This is a genomic window from Pseudomonas sp. SHLD1 (assembly GCF_028640935.1).
Taxonomy (GTDB): Bacteria; Pseudomonadota; Gammaproteobacteria; order Pseudomonadales; family Pseudomonadaceae; genus Chryseomonas; species Chryseomonas aestiva.
Window position 1 is genome coordinate 86,025 of record NZ_JAQZAD010000031.1, and the last position, 17,921, is coordinate 103,945.

Below are 17,921 nucleotides of genomic sequence, written 5' to 3' on the forward strand. Positions count from 1 at the left end.
CTCTCGTGGCGAGTCGGAATCAGAGACGCCGGATCACGGCATGGTAAGCAATCTGATAGCGAGGTCGGTATGGATCTGGGAATCAAGGGGCGCGTCGCCCTCATCACGGGTGCCAGCGGTGGCATGGGTCTGGCCACGGCGAAGCTGCTGGCCGAGGAGGGCGTCAGGCTGGTGCTTTCCGATCTGGAGCAGGGCAAGCTGGAAGAGGCGGCCAAGGGCCTGCCGGGCGATACGCTGCTGATCGCCGCCGACATGACCGACCAGGCCGCGGTGGACCAGCTGGTGGAGCAGGGCGAAGCCCGCTTCGGCCAGATCGACATCGTGGTGCACACCGCCGGTGTCACCGGCGCCAAGGGCGATCCCCTGGAACTGGCCGATGCCGACTACGAGGAAGCTTGGGCCACCGACTTCTTTTCCGCCGTGCGCGTCGGCCGCGCCGCCATTCCGCGCATGCGCAAGCGCGGCTGGGGTCGCTTCGTCTGCATCACCTCGGAAAACGCCGTCCAGCCCTATTGGGAAGAGGCCGTCTACAACGTGGCCAAGGCGGCCCTGGCCGCCTTCATCAAGAACCTGTCGTACAAGGAAGCGGCCCACGGCGTGCTGTGCAATACCGTGTCGCCGGCCTTCATCGAGACCGGCATGACCGACGGCATGATGGAAAAGCGCGCCAAGGAAAAGGGCGTCTCCTTCGAGGAAGCCATCGAAAGCTTCCTCGACGAAGAGCGGCCCGGCATCGTGCAGAAGCGCCGCGGCACGGTGGAAGAGGTGGCCGCGGCCATCGCTCTGCTGGTGTCCGAGCGCGCCTCCTTCATCAACGGCAGCAACCTGCGCGTGGATGGGGGTTCGGTCCAGGCGGTGCAGAACTAAGGTTAAAAAGTGCCTGCGCTCGGTGATGCTGCGTTAAAAACCAGCTGGATCGCCAGTCCGATCGGAATGCTCATTTACTATTTGTAAACTCGTTCGCGAGCCCGGTCCGCTTCCTCGCTGGTTTTTGCCTTGCCTGACCTTCGCTAGGCGACTTTTTAGCAAAGCCTTATCGAGGCTGGCGGGGCGGCTCCTCGGCCGTCCCGTTTTCCTGCTGGCGGCGCACGGCTTCTTCCAGGGGAATGAATTCCACCTGGCGATCCTTGACCACCGGCGGCAGGGTGATGCCCATGGAGACATAGATGCTGGTGAACATGTCGATGCCCATGTCCGCCGGTTTCACCCAGTCTACCGGCACATAGAGCAGCCCGCCACCCACGGGTACCGGCGCCGAGGGCACCAGCACGGCGTGGTAGTGGCGACCCTCGATGTCGATCACCGCCGGATTGGGCAGTAGCGCCAGCACCGCCACACCCTTGCCCCCGAAGAAGCACCACACCGGACTCATGGCGCGGATGTCCGCCCCACCTTCCTTGCGGTCGAGCAACTCGACGAAGCGCTCGGCCAGGCCATAGAGCTTGCCCACCACCGGAATGCGGCGAAAGGTCAGGTCGGCGAACCAGCCCAGTGGCCGGCGCAGTCCCAGCTTGACCGCCAGGCCCAGCGGATAGAGCAGCACCAGCAGCAGCAGGGTACCGAGGCCATAGGCCGCCAGGGAATTGCCGACGAAGGGATGACCGACCGCCACGAACAGGCGGCCCAGGGTGGTGTTGGGTCCGATCAGGCCATTGAGGAAACTGACGATCCAGCCGATCAGCGCCAGGGTCAGCACCAGCGGCAGGAGCAGCAGCAGACCGGCCAGCCAGGTGGACACGATGCTTTCGATACCGCGACGAACGAAGGGCATGCAAGAACTCGACGGCTAAAGCGCCATTCTATACGGGCCAGGCGCGCTCGGCGTCGGCGCGGGCCGACTTTCTGGGCGCGCCCTCCTCACAGCCAGCGGCGATAGAAGGCGGCTTCCTGTTCCAGGGCATCCGCCTGGTTGTCCGCCCGGCGAAAGCCATGGCCTTCGTCGGGATAACGCCTGACCACCACCGGTATGCCGCGCGCTTCCAGCGCCGCGGCCATGGTATCGGTCTGCGCCGGGACCACCACGGCATCCTTGAGGCCCTGCAGGAAGATCACCGGCGCCTGGATACCGTCGGCATGCAGCAGCGGCGTCCGCGCCTCGTAGCGCGCACGATCGGCCTCGGGATCGCCGATCAGCCAGTCCAGGTAGTCGGCTTCGAACTTGTGAGTAGCCTTGGCCAGCGCCAGGGGATCGCTGACGCCATAGAGGCTGGCGCCGGCGCGGAAGACGTCGCGGAAGGCCAGGGCGCAGAGCACCGTGTAGCCGCCCGCGCTGCCGCCGCGGATAAAGGCCCGCGCCGGGTCCACCAGGCCCTGGGCGCCCAGGTAGTCGACCACCGCGCAGGCATCCTCGACGTCCACCTCGCCCCAGCGCAGGTGCAGTGCCTGGCGGTAGGCCCTACCGTGGCCGCTGCTGCCGCAATAGTTGAGATCGGCTACGGCGAAGCCCTGACGCACCCAGAATTGGATGCGGGCATCGAACACCGGATAGGTGCAGGAGGTGGGACCGCCATGGATGCTGACCAGCAGGGGCGGCGGACCCTCGCCGTGCCGTTCCGGCAGATAGAGAAAGCCCCGGGCCTGGCTGTCGCCGCTGGGATAGCTCAGCGACCGGGGCGCGACGATGGCGCTGTCGCGGAAGGGCGCGACGCCGCCGGTGACGATCTCCACCGCGCCGCTCCAGCGGTCGATGGCCAGCACCGCCGAGGGGCGTGTGGGGGACGCGGCGATGCAATAGCAGTGGCTGTCGTCCAGCGCCAAGCCACGGAAGCGGCTGAAGTCCGCGGCCAGGCGGCAGGTCTCGCCATTCGTCCGGTGCTCGCCGAGCAGGCCGAAGCCATCTTCCTGCCAGGTCGCCAGCCAGCCTTCCGCGGTCGGCAGCCAGCTGCTACCGCCCAGTTGCCAGGGCGCCGCCGCATGATCCGCCGCGGATGCCTCCTGGGGGGCGAAGCCCGCCGCGGACTCGCACCAGGGCTGCCACCAGCCCTGGCGATCGCTCAGCGCCCAGAGCCGCTGCTCGCTGTCGAACTGCGGTTGTTGCAGCGACTCCTCGGGATCGGCCGACACGATGGTGGGCGCACCGGGCCGTCCTGCGGTATCCAGCGGCGCAGTCAGCAGCCGGGTGCGGGTCCAGGACTGGTGGGGCCGGTCCCACTCGATCCAGGCCAGGCGGCGGCCGTCGGCGCTGGTGCGCGGTGCGGCGTAGAAATCCGCGCCTTCGGCCAGCACCTGGCGCGCGCCGCCCGCACGCAGGGCGACCAGGCGATGCCGCGGCGGCTGCTCGCGGCGATCCTCCTCGACCGCCAACACCTGCTGCCGGACGCCATCCCAGTGCAGATCGCCATAGCGCCAGGCCTCGCCACCGGCCAGCCATTCGGGCGCGCCGCCCTCTCGCGGCTGGCGATAGACCGCCTGGTCGGCTTCGTTGACGAACAGCGGTCCCTGGTCACCCAGGCAAAGGGCGCCGCCGCCGTATTCGTAGACCTTGCTGCGCAGGCTGAAGCCCGCCGGCGTGAGACAACGCGGCGCGGCGCCGGCCTCGCGGACCCACAGCCGGGTGGCGCCGTCGGCGGGATCGTACTGACTCCAGTAGAGGCCGCTGGCATCGACCTTGAGTTCGGCGAAATCGATACCGGCGGCAACGGCCTGGGCCGGCGTGAGCGGGATAGGGGCGGTCATGGCGACTCCAGAGGTGAGCACAGCCGTCTAGCCTAGCAGCTGGGTACGGAGGGCTGGGTGAGGGATGCCACGCTGTTGGGCTTCGCTACGCTCAACCCAACCTACGGGGCGCGCCTCGTTTTGCCCCTCTCCCTGTGGGGGAGGGTTGGGGTGAGGGTGGCTGTATCGTTGGGCTTCGCTGCGCTCAACCCAACCTGCGGGGGCTGCGTTGCTTTTCCCCCTCTCCTGTGGGAGAGGGTCGGGGTGAGGGTGGCTGTATCGTTGGGCTTCGCTACGCTCAACCCAACCTACGGGGCTGCGTTGCTTTTCCCCTCTCCCTGTGGGGGAGGGTTGGGGTGAGGGTGGCTGTATCGTTGGGCTTCGCTACGCTCGACCCAACCTACGGGGCTGCGTTGTTTTTCCCCTCTCCCGGTGGGAGAGGGTTGGGGTGAGGGGGCAGTCCGTTCGGCGCCGGTGCTAGAACAACCCCAGCTGCTCCCCCGGCGGGGCGAACTGGCTGCAATCCAGGCCCTCGCCCGCGCGGCGCTCCAGGCCGAAGCGGCGGCGTGCCAGGCGAAAGCGCTGGGCCAGCAGGTCGGCGAACTGGCCTTCGCCCTTCATGCGGATGCCGAAGCGACTGTCGTAGTTCTTCCCGCCGCGCGACTGGCGGATCAGGCTCATCACATGGGCGGCGCGGTCGGGGAAGTGCGTCTGCAGCCATTCCTCGAACAACTCGACGATTTCCAGTGGCAGCCGCAACAGCGTATAGCCGGCCGAGCGGGCGCCGTGGTCGCGGGCCGCCTCCAGCAGGGCTTCCAGTTCATGGTCGTTGATCATGGGAATCATCGGCGCCAGCAGGGCACTCACCGGCACGCCGTGCTCGTGCAGGGTGCGCATGGCGCGCAGCCGGGCCTGGGGCGCCGCGGTGCGCGGTTCGAGGATGCGCTTGAGGTCATCGTCCAGCGTGGTCAGGCTGAAGGCGACGCGCACCAGATTGCGCTCGGCGAGCTGCACGAAGAGATCCAGGTCGCGCAGGATCAGCGCGCTCTTGGTGATGATCGTCACCGGGTGGCGATAGCGCAGCAGGATCTCCAGCGCCTGGCGGGTCAGCTGGTATTGCCGCTCGATAGGCTGGTAGCCGTCGGTATTGATGCCCAGGGCGATGGGCTGCGGCTGATAGCCCGGCTTGCTCAGCTCCGCCTCCAGCCGCTCGGCCAGATTGGTCTTGGCGATCAGCTGGGTCTCGAAGTCGATACCGGGCGAGAGGTCCCAGTAGGCATGGGAGGGGCGGGCGAAACAGTAGATGCAGCCATGCTCGCAGCCGCGATAGGGATTCACCGAGCGATCGAAGCCGACGTCCGGCGACTGGTTGCGGCTGATCACCGTCTTGGCCGTTTCCCGGCGCACGCTGGTGGTGAAGGTCAGCGGGGTAGCTTCCTCGTACCAGCCGTCGTGCTCGGCCTCGCTGCGGGTCGCGGCAAAGCGATTGTGCGGATTGCTGGCGGTGCCACGACCCCGTGGCGGGCGTTGGGGCTGGGTCATGAGCAGACCTCGATGGCTGTATTTTTATACAGTATAAGGTCTGGTCGATCCGGGCAAGGGTGCGGCTGCCACCCCGACAGCCGCACCCGCGTTTCCTACAACACCGAGATCGGATAGTTGAGGATGATGCGGTTCTCGTCGAAGGAGCCGCTGGCACTGTAGTCGCGTCTCATGCTGGAGTTGCGCCAGCGGATCAGCAGCTTCTTCAGCGGCCCGCTCTGCACCTCGTATTGCACCTCGGATTCGCGACCCCACTCCTTGCCGTCGGTGATGCTGCCGGTGTGCACGTTGTCGCCGCTGAGGTAGCGGTTCATCAGGGTCAGGCCCGGCACGCCGAAGGCGGCAAAGTTGTGGTCGTAGCGCACCTGCCAGGAGCGCTCCCGGGCGTTGTCGTAGCTGGAGTTGTAGCTGTCGTTGGCCAGGGTGCCGCCGCTGGTGCCGTTGACCCTCATCCAGGCGCTGTCGCCGCTGACGCGCTGCAGGCCGACATAGAAGGTGCCGCCGCCCTGCTTGGCCGAGAGCAGCGCATAGGCGGTGCGGTTGTCCAGGGCACCGGCGCGGGCCGAGCCATCATCGTCGCCGATGAAGTAGCCGAGGTTGGCGCCCAGGGTCCAGCTGCCCACCGGCTGGTAGTGGATCAGGTTGATGAACTTCTGGTTGTAGATGTCTTCGAGCTGGGCGTACCAGAGGCCGATCTGGGTGCGCTTCTCGTTGAACTTGTATTCGCCGCCGACGAAGTTGAAGCGGTCGGAGGTGGCATTGGCGCGGCCCTGCATGAACATGTCTTCCATGCTGGCGTCGTTGCGCGGGCTGTTCTGCCGCATCTGGCCGCCCCAGAGTTCCAGGTTCTGGATCTCGGTGGAGTGGATCTGCGCGCCCTGGAAGGTCTGCGGCAGCGAGCGACCGTCGTCGGATCTGAGGATCGGCAGCACGGCGAACCACTCGCCGACCTTGATATCGGTCTTGGACACCTTGGCCTTGGCGGCCACCGCCAGGCGCCCGAAATCCTTGGCCGGTTCGTTGCCGGCATGGGTCGGCAGCAGCTGGGTGCCGTAGGTGCCGGCGCCACCGTCGAGCTTGACCGAATAGAGCCCCAGGGCATCGATGCCGAAGCCCACCGGTCCCTGGGTGTAGCCGGAGGTCAGGCCGAAGATGAAGCTCTGGGTCCATTCCTCGGCCTTGTTCTGCGCGGTGTAGGCCGGATCGACGAAGTTGCGATTGAAGTAGAAGTTGCGCAGGTTGAGCGTGGCCTTGGTGCCTTCGATGAAGCCGTCCGCGGCCCACAGCGGCGTGGTGCTGGCGAGGGCGGCGAAGGCGGCGCAGGCACGGGCGAGCCGGCCGGAAGCGAGTCGAGTGCTCATGGTGTTCCTTGTTCTTGTAGGTAAGGGGTGCCCTGCCGGCGCGGGGGCGGCATCTGACGAAGGCGGGTAGGGCGGTGGCGCGAGGTACGGCTAGGAGGGTGCAGGCGACATGAGGGATTCCTTTCTTATTTGAATTATCGGAAAGCAGCGGCCGAGGCGTTCGGCCAAGCAGTTATATGACAACGTATGTCTTACGGCAAGACTACCAAGGTAGCAGGACGGAGCCCTCGCTAGGCGAGGGCTCGCGAGGGGTCAGACGCTGGCCTTGAGGCTGTCCTGGCGGGCCGTGTCATAGGCGTGCTTGTCCATCTGCACGGCGCCCGGCTTGCCCAGGTCGCTCATGGGTACCCGGTAGGTTTCCGGCGACAGGTAGGCCGCCAGGGCCGACAGGCAGGTCACGCCGAAGGCCAGGCCACCGACCACCAGCCAGATGTTGTCGGTGCCGGGCGGGGCGACCAGGGCGAACAGTGCCGGCAGCAGGGCGGTGAGCATGGTGCCGATGTTCTGGGCGATGGCCATGGCCGAGACGCGGTAGCGGGTCTGGAACTGCTCCGGGTAGAAGCTGGGGAAGACCGCGTTGTAGCCCTGGTAGACCACGCCCCACATCAGCAGCGACATGAGGAAGGCCAGCGGCAGGTTGTGGATGCTGATGGCATAGAGGTAACCGAAGGCCAGCAGACCCGAACCCAGGGCGCCACCGATCATGGTCGGCCGGCGACCGATGCGGTCGGAGAGGTTGCCGACGAAGGGGATCACCAGCACGGCGACGATGTTGCCCACCACCGGTATCCACAGGTAGACGCTCTTGTCGAAGCCGATGCCGTAGGCCGGCTGCACCGCGTAGGCGGCGCCGAAGATGGTGGCTACCACCGGGATGACGTTCATCAGCGCCATCAGCGCGACCAGGACCATGGCCTTCCAGCTGGTGGTCAGGGCTTCGCCGATGGGCGAGCGTCTGGCCACTGTGGCGGTGCCGGTCTTGGCTTCTTCCTTGACGAACGCGGGCGTCTCATGGACTTCCCTCCGGATGATGAATCCGGCCAGGAGGACGAAGGCGCTGAGCAGGAAGGGAATGCGCCAGCCCCAGCTGTTGAAGGCATCGGCGGGCATGAAGTAGGCCAGCGGCAGGAACACCGCGGCGGCCATCACCTGGCCGGCCTGCACCCCCTGCAGGGTAAAGCTCGCATAGTAGCCACGTCGGCCGAAGGGCGCGTGTTCGAGCACCATGGAACTGGCCCCGGAGATCTCGCCGGCCACGGCGAAGCCCTGGATCAGGCGCAGCACCACCAGCAGGATGGGCGCGAGGATGCCGATCTGGTGGTAGGTGGGCAGCAGGCCCACGGCCATGGTGGCGATGCCCATGAGGAACATGCACAGCAGCAGGACGTTCTTGCGGCCGCGGGTATCGCCCCAGTGACCGAGTACGAAGGCGCCGACCGGTCGCGCCAGATAGCCCACGCCATAGGTGGCGAGGGAGGCGACGATGGCCATCTTGGGATCGCTGGAGGGGAAGAAGATCTGCGGAAAGATCAGCGCCGCCGCCTGGGCGTAGATGAAGAAGTCATAGTATTCCAGCGCCGAGCCGATCCAGCCGCTCGCGGTGGCTTTCTTGGCTTGGGAGCCAGGGGTGGGGGAGGCGGTAGTGGCCATGGTTGTCTCCGGAATTTTATTGTCAGGCCAGGAGGGTTTCAGCGCCGCGCACGAACTCGCTCGGGCCGCGGGAGCCGAAGATGGAAAGGACGAGAGGACCTAGCCTGGCCGTCGCCGACTGAGCGCGGTGGGGCTGCAGACGAGACGGGGGACGCAGGATAACGTGGATAGCTGAGGCATGGACGCACACTCTTGTTTGTCTTGTTATGGTCGACGCGGCGGAAGCGACGAGCGCTGGGCTCTGCGATCCATAGTGCGAGGCGCTGCCGGGCCTGGTCAATTCGCCGGACGACCAAATGTTCGATCAGCGAACAGAAACTAACCGGTTCGTACATAATCCATTGTTGGGCCCCGGGGTGCCACGAATAATCGGTGCCAGACCCGACGAATCCGCGCCACCCCGCCCGCCATGTCCGGCAGCGTGGCCGTCCAACACAGGAGCACCGGCATGCAGCGTTCCATCGCGACCGTATCCATCAGCGGCACCCTGACCGAAAAGCTCGAGGCCATCGCCGCAGCGGGCTTCGACGGTGTGGAGATCTTCGAGAACGACCTGCTGTATTCCGGGGCCAGTCCGCGCGAGATCCGCCAGCGCGCCCAGGACCTGGGGCTGGCCATTACCCTGTTCCAGCCGTTCCGCGACTTCGAGGGCAATCGCCGCGAGCGTCTGCAGCGCAATCTCGACCGCGCCGAGCGCAAGTTCGACCTCATGCAGGAGCTGGGCACCGATCTCATCCTGGTGTGCAGCAACACCGCCGCCGACAGCCTCGGCGACGAGCGCCTGATCGCCGATGACCTGCAGCTGCTGGCCGAGCGCGCCGCGCCGCGCGAATTGCGCATCGGCTACGAGGCCCTGGCCTGGGGCCGCCACGTCAACACCTGGCAGCAGGTCTGGCGCCTGGTGAAGGCGGTCGATCATCCCAATCTCGGCGTGTTGCTCGACAGCTTCCACACCCTGTCCATCGGTGGCGATCCGGCGGCCATCGCGCAGATCCCGGGGGACAAGATCTTTTTCGTGCAGATGGCCGATGCGCCGCTGCTGCAGATGGACGTATTGGAGTGGAGTCGGCATTTCCGCTGCTTCCCGGGGCAGGGCGAATTCGACCTGGCCGGTTTCCTCGCGCCCATCCTGCAGACCGGCTACCAGGGGCCGCTGTCGCTGGAGATCTTCAACGACGGTTTCCGCGCCGCCCAGACCCGCGCCACCGCCGCCGATGGCCTAAGATCCCTGCTATACCTGGAGGAGCAGACCGCCGCGCGGCTGCAGCGCGAGGAGACCCCGGTGGCGGCGCCGCTGTTCGCCCCGCCCGAGGCGCCGCGTCTGGAAGGCACCGAATTCCTCGAATTCGCCGTGGACGACGGCCATGGCGCCGAACTGGCGCGCTGGCTGGGCAAGCTGGGCTTCGCCCAGGCCGGCCGCCATCGCTCGAAGAACGTCACCCTGCTGCGCCAGGGCGAGATCAACCTGGTGCTCAACGCCGAACCCTATTCCTTCGGCCACAACTTCTTCGAGGCCCACGGCCCCTCGCTGTGCGCCATGGCCCTGCGCGTGCCGGACAGCCAGGCCGCCCTGGAGCGCGCCCAGCAGTACCGTGCGCAGCCCTATCGCGGCCTGGTTGGCCCCAACGAGCGGGAGATCCCGGCGGTACGGGCACCGGACGGCAGCCTGATCTATCTCGCCGATCGCGACGTGGATGGCCGCAGTCTCTACGACACCGACTTCGATGTCAGCGCCGGTGCCAGCGGGGGCCTCGGGCTGACCCATGTCGATCACGTGGCCATCGCCCTGCCGGCCGATGCCCTGGACAGCTGGGTGCTGTTCTACAAGAGCCTGTTCGACTTCAGCGCCGACGACGAGGTGGTGGTCCCGGACCCCTATGGCCTGGTCAAGAGTCGCGCGCTGAAGAATCGCGAGAGCAGCGTGCGCCTGGCGCTGAACATCTCGGAGAATCGCAACACCGCCATCGCCCGGGCGCTGTCCAGCTATCGCGGGTCGGGGGTGCATCACATCGCCTTCGCCTGCCAGGACATCTTCCTGGCCGTGGAGCAGGCCAAGGCCGCCGGGGTGCCCCTGCTGGAGATCCCGATGAACTACTACGACGACCTGGGGGCGCGCTTCGATTTCGACGACGACTTCCTCAGTCGGCTGGCCTACTACAACGTCCTCTACGACCGTGACGCCCAGGGTGGCGAGCTGTTTCACGTCTACACCGAGTCCTTCGCCGACCGATTCTTCTTCGAGATCCTCCAGCGCAAGGATTACAGTGGCTACGGCGCGGCCAACAGCCCGGTCCGCCTGGCGGCCATGCTGCAGGCCCGCCAGGGCCGCCCGGCACCCCTGGAATTCTGAGCCAGGCGGGCACCTGCGGGTGCCCGCGCCTCTCCTCCGACAAGAGTCAGCCCGATGCAGGACACCCCGGCGCTCGCGCCCACGCTCCGTACCCCGCGCAAGAACAATCCCGAGAAGACCCGCCAGGCCATCCTTGCCGCCGCCGTGGCCGAGTTCGCCGACCTGGGGCTGAGCGGGGCGCGGGTGGACGCCATCGCCGAGCGCACCCATACCTCCAAGCGGATGATCTACTACTACTTCGGCAGCAAGGAGCAGCTCTACCTGACGGTGCTGGAAAAGCTCTACAGCGACGTGCGCGGCAACGAGGCCGAATTGCCACTGGACCGCCTGCCGCCGCTGGAGGCGATCCGCACCCTGGCGGAATTCCTCTTCGAGCACCATCGCAGCCACGACGACTTCATCCGCGTGGTGAGCATCGAGAACATCCACCGCGGTCGTCACCTGGCGCAGTCCGAGACCATTTCCAGCCTCAACTCCTCGGCGCTGGAGGCCCTGCGCCGCATTCTGGCGCGCGGCGAAGCCAGCGGCGAGATCCGCAGCGGGCTGGACGCGGTGGATGTGCACCTGCTGATGTGCTCATTCTGCTTCTACCGCGTCTCCAACCGGCACACCTTTGGCCACATCCACGACATCGACATGGAGGAGCCGGCCGTGCTGCGCCGGCACAAGACCATGATCGGCGATGCGATGGTGCGCTACCTGCAGCCGTAGGACCTCCGGACGACCCTCTCCCAGGGGAGAGGGAGCGTTTGGCCGATGCGGCCAGTCGCCGGCATGGATTCGCAGGGCGGCAAACCACGCAGGTTGGGTTGAGACGGCTTCATCGTCGAAGCCCAACGCTGCTGGATGTCCCCGCGTTTGGCTTCGCTGCGCTCAATCCAGCCTACGGATCTACTTCCTCTCCCTCGGGGAGAGGACTGGGGTGAGGGCAAACCCCGCTTCATAGGTCAGAAGACGGCGTAGGTTGGGTTGAGACGGCTTCATTGTCGAAGCCCAACGCTCCTGGATGTCCACGCGTTGGGGCTTCGCTGCGCTCAATCCAGCCTACGGATCTACCCCCTCTCCCTCGGGGAGAGGGCCGGGGTGAGGGCAAACCCCGGCACCCCAGTCAGAACCCTCAGAGCACCGGCATCCCGCCCGTCACCGGCAGCATGGCGCCGGAGATGTAGCTCGCTTCATCGGATGCCAGCAGCACATAGGCCGGCGCGAGTTCCGCCGGCTGGCCGGGACGACCCAGCGGCGTGCTGCTACCGAATTGCTCCGGTTCGTCCGGCTTCATGGTGCTGACGATCAGCGGTGTCCAGATCGGGCCGGGAGCCACGCTGTTGGCGCGGATGCCCTTGTCGCCCAGCAGCTGCGCCAGACCCGCGGTGAAGTTGGCGATAGCACCCTTGGTGGCCGAATAGGCCAGCAGGGTCGGCGGAGCGATGTCGGCATTGATCGAGGCGGTGTTGATGATGGAGCCGCCGCGTGGCATGTGCTTCAGCGCCGCCTGGGTGATGCGGAACATCCCATGGATGTTCACGTTGAAGGTATGTACCCATTCCTCGTCAGGGATCTCGTCGAGGCTGTCGCGCACCTGTTGGAAGGCGGCGTTGTTGACCAGCACGTCGATGCGACCGAAGGCCTCGACGGTCTTCTGCACCACGTCCAGGCAGGTCTGGCGCTCGGCCAGATCGCCCGGCAGCAGCACGGCCTGGCGCCCGGCTTCGGTGACCAGGCGGGCGGTCTCCTGCGCATCCTCGTGCTCGTCCAGGTAGGCGATGGCGACATCGGCGCCCTCACGGGCGAAAGCGATGGCCACGGCGCGACCGATGCCGCTGTCGGCACCGGTGATCAGGGTCTTCTTGCCTGCCAGGCGACCCGAGCCGCGGTAGCTCGCGGCGCCGCTGTCGGGCTGGGGCTCCATGCGTGCTTCGGAGCCGGGAAAGGTCTGGGGTTGGGGTTTCAGCGGGGGTTTGGGATGGTCGCTCACGAGAGGGCTCCGAAGGCGGAAACAGAAGGGGCGACCCCGGCCTGTGCCGGGGTGCGGGGCGGGTCAGAGAATCGGCTTGCCGCCGGTGACGGCGATGCGCGCGCCCGAGGTGTAGCTGGATTCGTCCGACGCCAGCATCACGTAGACCGGCGCCAGTTCCACCGGCTGGCCAGGGCGACCGAGCGGGGTGTTGCCACCGAATTCCTTGACCTGCTCCGGCGGCATGGTGGCCGGGATCAGCGGGGTCCAGACGGGGCCAGGGGCCACGCTGTTGGCGCGGATGCCCTTCTCGCCGAGCAGCTGAGCCAGGCCGGCGGTGAAGTTGGCGATGGCGCCCTTGGTGGTGGCATAGGCCAGCAGCGTTGGCCGCGGCATGTCCGAGTTCACCGAGGTGGTGTTGATGATGGAGCCACCCTGGCCCATGTGCTTTATCGCGGCCTGGGTGATGCGAAACATGGCGGTGATGTTTACATCGAAGGTGTAGACCCACTCGTCGTCGGGAATCTCTTCGAGGGTCTCGTGGGTCATCTGGAAGGCGGCGTTGTTGACCAGCACATCGATACGGCCGAAGGCGGCCACGGTCTTGTCCACCACTGCCAGGCACTGCTCGCGCTTGGACAGGCAACCCGGCAGCAGCAGCGCCTCGCGGCCGGCTTCACGCACCAGGCGGGCGGTGTCCTCGGCGTCTTCGTGCTCGTTCAGGTAGCTGATGGCGACATCGGCGCCCTCACGGGCGAAGGCGATGGCCACGGCGCGGCCGATGCCGCTGTCGCCACCGGTGATCAGCGCCTTCTTGCCGGCCAGACGGCCAGAACCCTTGTAGCTTTGCTCGCCGCAATCCGGTACCGGATTCATGCGCGATTGCAGGCCGGGAACGGCCTGCTGCTGTTCTGGCATCGGGGCTTTGGGGAAATCGGTCATGGGAGAATCCTCGTCGCGGTAACTTTTGCGGGCCTGTCAGTACCGACAGGCCACAAGCGGCGAGGGTTCGAGATCCGGGACGGGCGGTGTACCGGCGCTAGCGGGGTGCCGATTCGGCCCAGCGCGGCGGCACCGTGGGTTGCCAGGCGGCGAGGGCGTCTAGCAGGGCCGTTGGTGAAGCTTCCACCTGCAGCATGGCGCGGTGCGGTGCGGCGACGAAGCCCTGGGCGACCAGGTGATCGAGGAAGCCCTCCAGCTGGGCATAGAAGCCGTCGACCTCCAGGAGGCCCATGGGCTTGGCGTGATAGCCGAGCTGACCCCAGGTCCAGACCTCGAAGAGTTCTTCCAGGGTGCCCAGGCCGCCGGGGAGGGCGATAAAGGCATCGGCCAGTTCCGCCATCCGCGCCTTGCGCGCATGCATGCCGTCGACCACTTCCAGGCGGGTGCAGCCCGTATGGCCCAGCTCGGCGGTCTTGAGACTCTGGGGAATGATGCCGATGACTTCGCCACCAGCCGCCAGGGCGGCATCGGCGACTACCCCCATCAGGCCGACCTTGCCGCCCCCATAGACCAGGGTGAGGCCGCGCTCGGCGAGGGTACGCCCCAGGTGCGCGGCGGCTTCGGCGAAGACAGGCGAGGCACCGGGCTTGGCGCCACAGAAGACACAGACGGTTTTCAGCGACATGAGGACTCCTAGGCAGGCAAAGCGCCTAGCCTAGCCTAGCCGCCCGCTCCGCCGGAGCAAAGCACCCTCATCGCGCGAGGAAAGCCGCTTCCGGCGCATTGCCGCTGGCGGCCTGGGCATAGTTGGCGAACAACTCGTGCAGCAGGGCGGTAAGGGTCATGGCGGGCGTCCTTGGCTGGCGGATGATGGAGGGATAGTACCCAGAGGTAAGGCCCGGCGACCTGGCAAAGGTTTCGATGGAGGCGATAGAGCGAAGCCGTTCCCTTGCCACGGCCGCTGGAACACGCCACCCTCGCATCGGTCTGACTGGCGACTTTCACGCATCCGGAGGGTTCATGAAATCCACGTTTTTCGCCGCCGCACTGTTCGCCCTGGGAAGTACCGGCACCTGGGCCGCCGACAACTGTACCACCCAGATCGAAGCCGGCGACCAGATGACCTACAGCCGCGCCTCGATCCAGGTCCCGGCCTCGTGCAAGACCTTTACCGTCGAACTGATCCACAACGGCAGCCTGCCCAAGAACGTCATGGGCCATAACTGGGTGCTGACCCGTTCCACCGATGCCTCGGCCGTCGACGCCGCCGGCATGAACGCGGGTGAAGACAAGGGCTACCTGCCGGAGGGCGACGAACGCATCATCGCCCATACCCGCATGCTGGGTGGTGGCGAAAAGGACGCGGTGACCTTCGATACCGGGGCCCTGGAAGCGGGCAAGGAATACAGCTTCTTCTGTTCCTTTCCGGGGCACTTCGGGTCCATGCGCGGGGTGTTGCAGCGGGGGTAGACCTGCTGTCATAGCACTGATCGCGCAAGGCTCCAGGCACTTGCCGTAGGTTGGGCTAAGCGTCAGCGAAGCCCAACGTTGCAGCGCTTGCCGCGTCGACTTGATCTGTTTGGCGCCCTGGCTGCCTAGCGCGTTGGAAGTGTTGGGCTTCGCTGAAGCTCAACCCAACCTACGAATCAGGTCGCGCCTCGCCATGTACCGGCAGGGGGGCTTCAACCCTTCGCCAATTCCGCCTCGATGGCCGCCACCAACCGCGGATCATCCGCCGTCACATCCGGCGCGAAGCGCCCCACCACCTCGCCGTCCCGCCCGATCAGGAATTTCTCGAAATTCCACAGCACCTCCGGCTTGGGATTGGGAGTGCCACCACGACTCAGCATGCGCTCGCGGAAGGGGCCGTCGCCGGTCGTCTCGGGTTGCGCCTGGGTCAGTTCGGCATAGAGCGGATGCTTGTCTTCACCCACCACGCTGAGCTTGGCGAACAGCGGGAATTGCACGCGATAGGTGAGGGTGCAGAATTCCTTGATCTCGGCGTCGCTGCCGGGTTCCTGCTGCTTGAAGTCGTTGGCGGGAAAGCCGAGCACTTCCAGGCCGCGCTCGCGCTGGGCCTCATAGAGGCGTTCCAGGCCTTCGTACTGGCTGGTAAGGCCGCACTTGGAGGCGACGTTCACCACCAGCAGCACCTTGCCCAGGTAGCGCTCCAGGGTCAGGGTTTCGCCGTCGATGGATTGCAGCGGGAGTTTCATCAGGGTCGCGGTCATGGTCGGCTTCCTCGGGGAGAAGCGACCAGCCTAGCGCAAAAACGCCGCCTCGATGGGCGGCGTCGGTCGGTCTGGCGGGGTTCAGCGCTTGAGCTTGACCACGTCGCCGGAAACGGTGGTGGTGAAACCGCTCAGGACATAGGCCCAGAACCAGTTTTCCTGTACCTGGGCGTTGATCAGGGCATCGCCGCCACGGGATTTGATGGCGGCCTGCTGGGCGCGCACGAAGCGGTCGTTCTGCTGGACCGGGATGAAGCCCAGGATCATGAGGCCGGTCGCCTTGCCTTCGCCATGACCGACGACGGTGTACTGCGACGGATCCAGGTTCTGCGTCTTCATCGCGGTGCCGGTGCAGCCGGCGACGGCGGCGGCGAGGGCGAAGGAAGCGGCGAGCTTGGCAAAACGTTGCATGGAATCACTCCTTTTGGGTTGGCATTGCCGGGCATCTTTTCCCGGCAGCACGAACTCTAGCAGCGCCCATCCAGGGGCGGGCGCCGTTCACCCCGGCGATAGGACCGCTCCTCCCGTTATCAGGTGATAGCACCTCGATCTAAGCCGAGTCGGCCCGAGCTGCTACCATCGCCGCCTTTTCGTCCGGCGGTCGTGTCGGGCGCCGTTCTGGAGACCTCGTGTGAATCTGCCTCTCGTTCTCAACCTCGTCGCCTTCGCCGTGCTGCTCGGCCTGCTGGCGCGTACCCGCAATACCGGCTGGAGCCTGGCCGTGCGCGTCTTCATCGGCCTCGCCCTGGGCGTGGCCTTCGGCCTGGTGCTGCAATTCGTCTACGGGCATGACGCCCCGGTGCTCAAGACTTCCATCGGCTGGTTCAATCTGGTCGGCAACGGCTATGTGCAGCTGCTGCAGATGAGCATCATGCCGCTGGTGTTCGCCTCCATCCTGGCGGCCGTGGCGCGGCTGCGCGAGGCCTCGTCCATGGGCCGCATCAGCCTGCTGACTCTGGGCACCCTGCTGTTCACCACCGCCATCGCCGCCCTGGTCGGGGTGCTGGTCACCTGGCTGTTCGGCCTGAGCGCCGAGGGCCTGGTGCAGGGCGCCCAGGAGACCGCGCGCCTGACCACCCTGCAGAACAGCTATGTCGGCAAGGTGGCGGATCTGTCGGTGCCGCAGCTGCTGCTGTCCTTCATTCCGAAGAATCCCTTCGCCGATCTCACGGGTGCCAATCCCACCTCCATCATCAGTGTGGTGATCTTCGCCGCCTTCCTCGGCGTCGCCGCCCTGCGCCTGCAGCGCGACGATCCGGTGCGTGGCGAGAAGGTGCTGGCCGGCATCGACGTGCTCCAGGCCTGGGTGATGAAGCTGGTGCGCCTGCTGCTGCAGCTCACCCCCTACGGCGTGCTGGCGCTGATGACCAAGATGGTCGCCACCGCCAGTCCCCAGGACGTGCTCAAGCTGGGCACCTTCCTGATCGCCTCCTACCTGGGCCTGGGCATCCTCTTTGGCGTGCATGCGCTGCTGCTGACCCTGAGCGGCCTGTCGCCCGCGCGCTTCTTTCCCAAGGTCTGGCCGGTGCTGAGCTTCGCCTTCACCAGCCGTTCCAGCGCGGCGACCATCCCGCTGAGCATCGAGGCCCAGACCGAGCGCCTTGGCGTGCCGCCGGCCATCGCCAGCTTCGCCGCCTCCTTTGGCGCCACCATCGGCCAGAACGGTTGCGCCGGTCTCTATCCCGCCATGCTGGCGGTGATGATCGCGCCCACCATGGGCATCAATCCGTTCGATCCGCTGTGGATCGCCACGCTCGTGGGTATCGTCACCCTGAGTTCGGCCGGCGTGGCGGGCGTGGGCGGCGGTGCTACCTTCGCCGCCCTGATCGTGTTGCCGGCCCTGGGCCTGCCGGTCACCCTGGTGGCGCTGCTGGTGTCCATCGAGCCGCTGATCGACATGGGCCGTACCGCCCTCAACGTCAACGGCTCCATGACCGCCGGCACCCTGACCGCACGCTGGATGGGCCAGCTGGACAAGGCCACCTACGACCGCAACGACCGCGCCGAAGCCCCGGCCGCGCCGGTCAGTCGCGGCTGAACGGCGTCGGGCTTCGTGTAGGTTGGGTTGAGCGAAAGCGAAGCCCAACGGCGTCCACGCCTGCTACGGTGTGTTGGGCTTCGGCGGTGGAGCTGCCTCAACCCAACCTACGAAACGCGCAACGTGGGTTGGGTTGGGTTGGGTTGGGTTGGGTTGGGTTGAGCGTAGCGAAGCCCAACATTCCCTGGGCCTGGTTAGA

General features: G+C 66.5%; 15 protein-coding genes. 5 read left to right on the forward strand and 10 right to left on the reverse strand.

Annotation, left to right across the window (positions count from 1 at the left end; genetic code table 11):
* Positions 1-69 precede the first annotated feature (69 nt).
* Entirely contained in the window at positions 70-867 is a 798-nt protein-coding gene (locus tag PVZ77_RS20580) for an SDR family NAD(P)-dependent oxidoreductase (protein ID WP_273809007.1), read from the forward strand.
* A gap of 166 nt (positions 868-1,033) precedes the next feature.
* On the opposite strand, the gene PVZ77_RS20585 is transcribed toward PVZ77_RS20580, so the two are convergent.
* The 5 genes from PVZ77_RS20585 to PVZ77_RS20605 all read right to left on the reverse strand — a co-directional run bounded on the left by PVZ77_RS20585 (position 1,034) and on the right by PVZ77_RS20605 (position 8,207).
* Entirely contained in the window at positions 1,034-1,771 is a 738-nt protein-coding gene (locus PVZ77_RS20585; RefSeq protein WP_273809008.1) for a DUF502 domain-containing protein, read from the reverse strand.
* Positions 1,772-1,857: 86 nt separating this feature from the next.
* Positions 1,858-3,675, reverse strand: a complete 1,818-nt coding sequence (locus PVZ77_RS20590; RefSeq protein WP_273809009.1) for an alpha/beta hydrolase family protein — start codon at positions 3,673-3,675, stop codon at positions 1,858-1,860.
* Positions 3,676-4,131: 456 nt separating this feature from the next.
* Entirely contained in the window at positions 4,132-5,196 is a 1,065-nt protein-coding gene (locus PVZ77_RS20595) for a PA0069 family radical SAM protein (RefSeq protein WP_273809010.1), read from the reverse strand.
* Positions 5,197-5,291: 95 nt separating this feature from the next.
* Positions 5,292-6,557, reverse strand: coding sequence for an OprD family porin (locus tag PVZ77_RS20600; RefSeq protein WP_273809011.1), 1,266 nt, complete (start codon positions 6,555-6,557; stop codon positions 5,292-5,294).
* A 252-nt stretch (positions 6,558-6,809) separates the two neighbouring features.
* Complete coding sequence (locus tag PVZ77_RS20605) at positions 6,810-8,207, reverse strand: MFS transporter (protein ID WP_273809012.1); 1,398 nt, start codon at positions 8,205-8,207, stop codon at positions 6,810-6,812.
* A gap of 448 nt (positions 8,208-8,655) precedes the next feature.
* On the opposite strand from PVZ77_RS20605, the gene quiC reads away from it, so the two are divergent.
* Both quiC and PVZ77_RS20615 read left to right on the forward strand, forming a co-directional pair.
* A complete protein-coding gene (quiC, locus tag PVZ77_RS20610) occupies positions 8,656-10,557 on the forward strand; it encodes a 3-dehydroshikimate dehydratase QuiC (RefSeq protein WP_273809013.1) in 1,902 nt (633 codons plus the stop codon).
* 54 nt (positions 10,558-10,611) lie between these two features.
* Entirely contained in the window at positions 10,612-11,268 is a 657-nt protein-coding gene (locus tag PVZ77_RS20615; RefSeq protein WP_158896317.1) for a TetR/AcrR family transcriptional regulator, read from the forward strand.
* Positions 11,269-11,674: 406 nt separating this feature from the next.
* Here the strand turns inward: PVZ77_RS20615 and PVZ77_RS20620 are convergent, their stop codons facing one another.
* From PVZ77_RS20620 to PVZ77_RS20630, 3 genes are all read right to left on the reverse strand, one after another.
* On the reverse strand, positions 11,675-12,532 hold the full coding sequence (locus PVZ77_RS20620) for a glucose 1-dehydrogenase (RefSeq protein WP_273809014.1): 858 nt from the start codon (positions 12,530-12,532) through the stop codon (positions 11,675-11,677).
* Between the two features lie 63 nt (positions 12,533-12,595).
* Complete coding sequence (locus PVZ77_RS20625) at positions 12,596-13,453, reverse strand: SDR family oxidoreductase (RefSeq protein WP_273809015.1); 858 nt, start codon at positions 13,451-13,453, stop codon at positions 12,596-12,598.
* 97 nt (positions 13,454-13,550) lie between these two features.
* Positions 13,551-14,138, reverse strand: a complete 588-nt coding sequence (locus PVZ77_RS20630) for a TIGR00730 family Rossman fold protein (protein WP_273809016.1) — start codon at positions 14,136-14,138, stop codon at positions 13,551-13,553.
* A 335-nt stretch (positions 14,139-14,473) separates the two neighbouring features.
* On the opposite strand from PVZ77_RS20630, the gene azu reads away from it, so the two are divergent.
* The gene (gene azu, locus PVZ77_RS20635; RefSeq protein ID WP_273809017.1) at positions 14,474-14,923 is read left to right on the forward strand and encodes an azurin; all 450 of its coding nucleotides are present in this window, start codon (positions 14,474-14,476) and stop codon (positions 14,921-14,923) included.
* Between the two features lie 212 nt (positions 14,924-15,135).
* Here azu and PVZ77_RS20640 read toward each other — a convergent pair whose 3' ends face one another.
* Both PVZ77_RS20640 and PVZ77_RS20645 read right to left on the reverse strand, forming a co-directional pair.
* Positions 15,136-15,684, reverse strand: coding sequence for a glutathione peroxidase (locus PVZ77_RS20640; protein ID WP_273809018.1), 549 nt, complete (start codon positions 15,682-15,684; stop codon positions 15,136-15,138).
* An 81-nt stretch (positions 15,685-15,765) separates the two neighbouring features.
* On the reverse strand, positions 15,766-16,095 hold the full coding sequence (locus tag PVZ77_RS20645; RefSeq protein ID WP_133862181.1) for a hypothetical protein: 330 nt from the start codon (positions 16,093-16,095) through the stop codon (positions 15,766-15,768).
* 220 nt (positions 16,096-16,315) lie between these two features.
* On the opposite strand from PVZ77_RS20645, the gene PVZ77_RS20650 reads away from it, so the two are divergent.
* Positions 16,316-17,722 (forward strand): L-cystine transporter, encoded by a 1,407-nt coding sequence (locus PVZ77_RS20650; protein WP_273809019.1) that lies wholly within the window; start codon positions 16,316-16,318, stop codon positions 17,720-17,722.
* Positions 17,723-17,921: the final 199 nt, after the last annotated feature.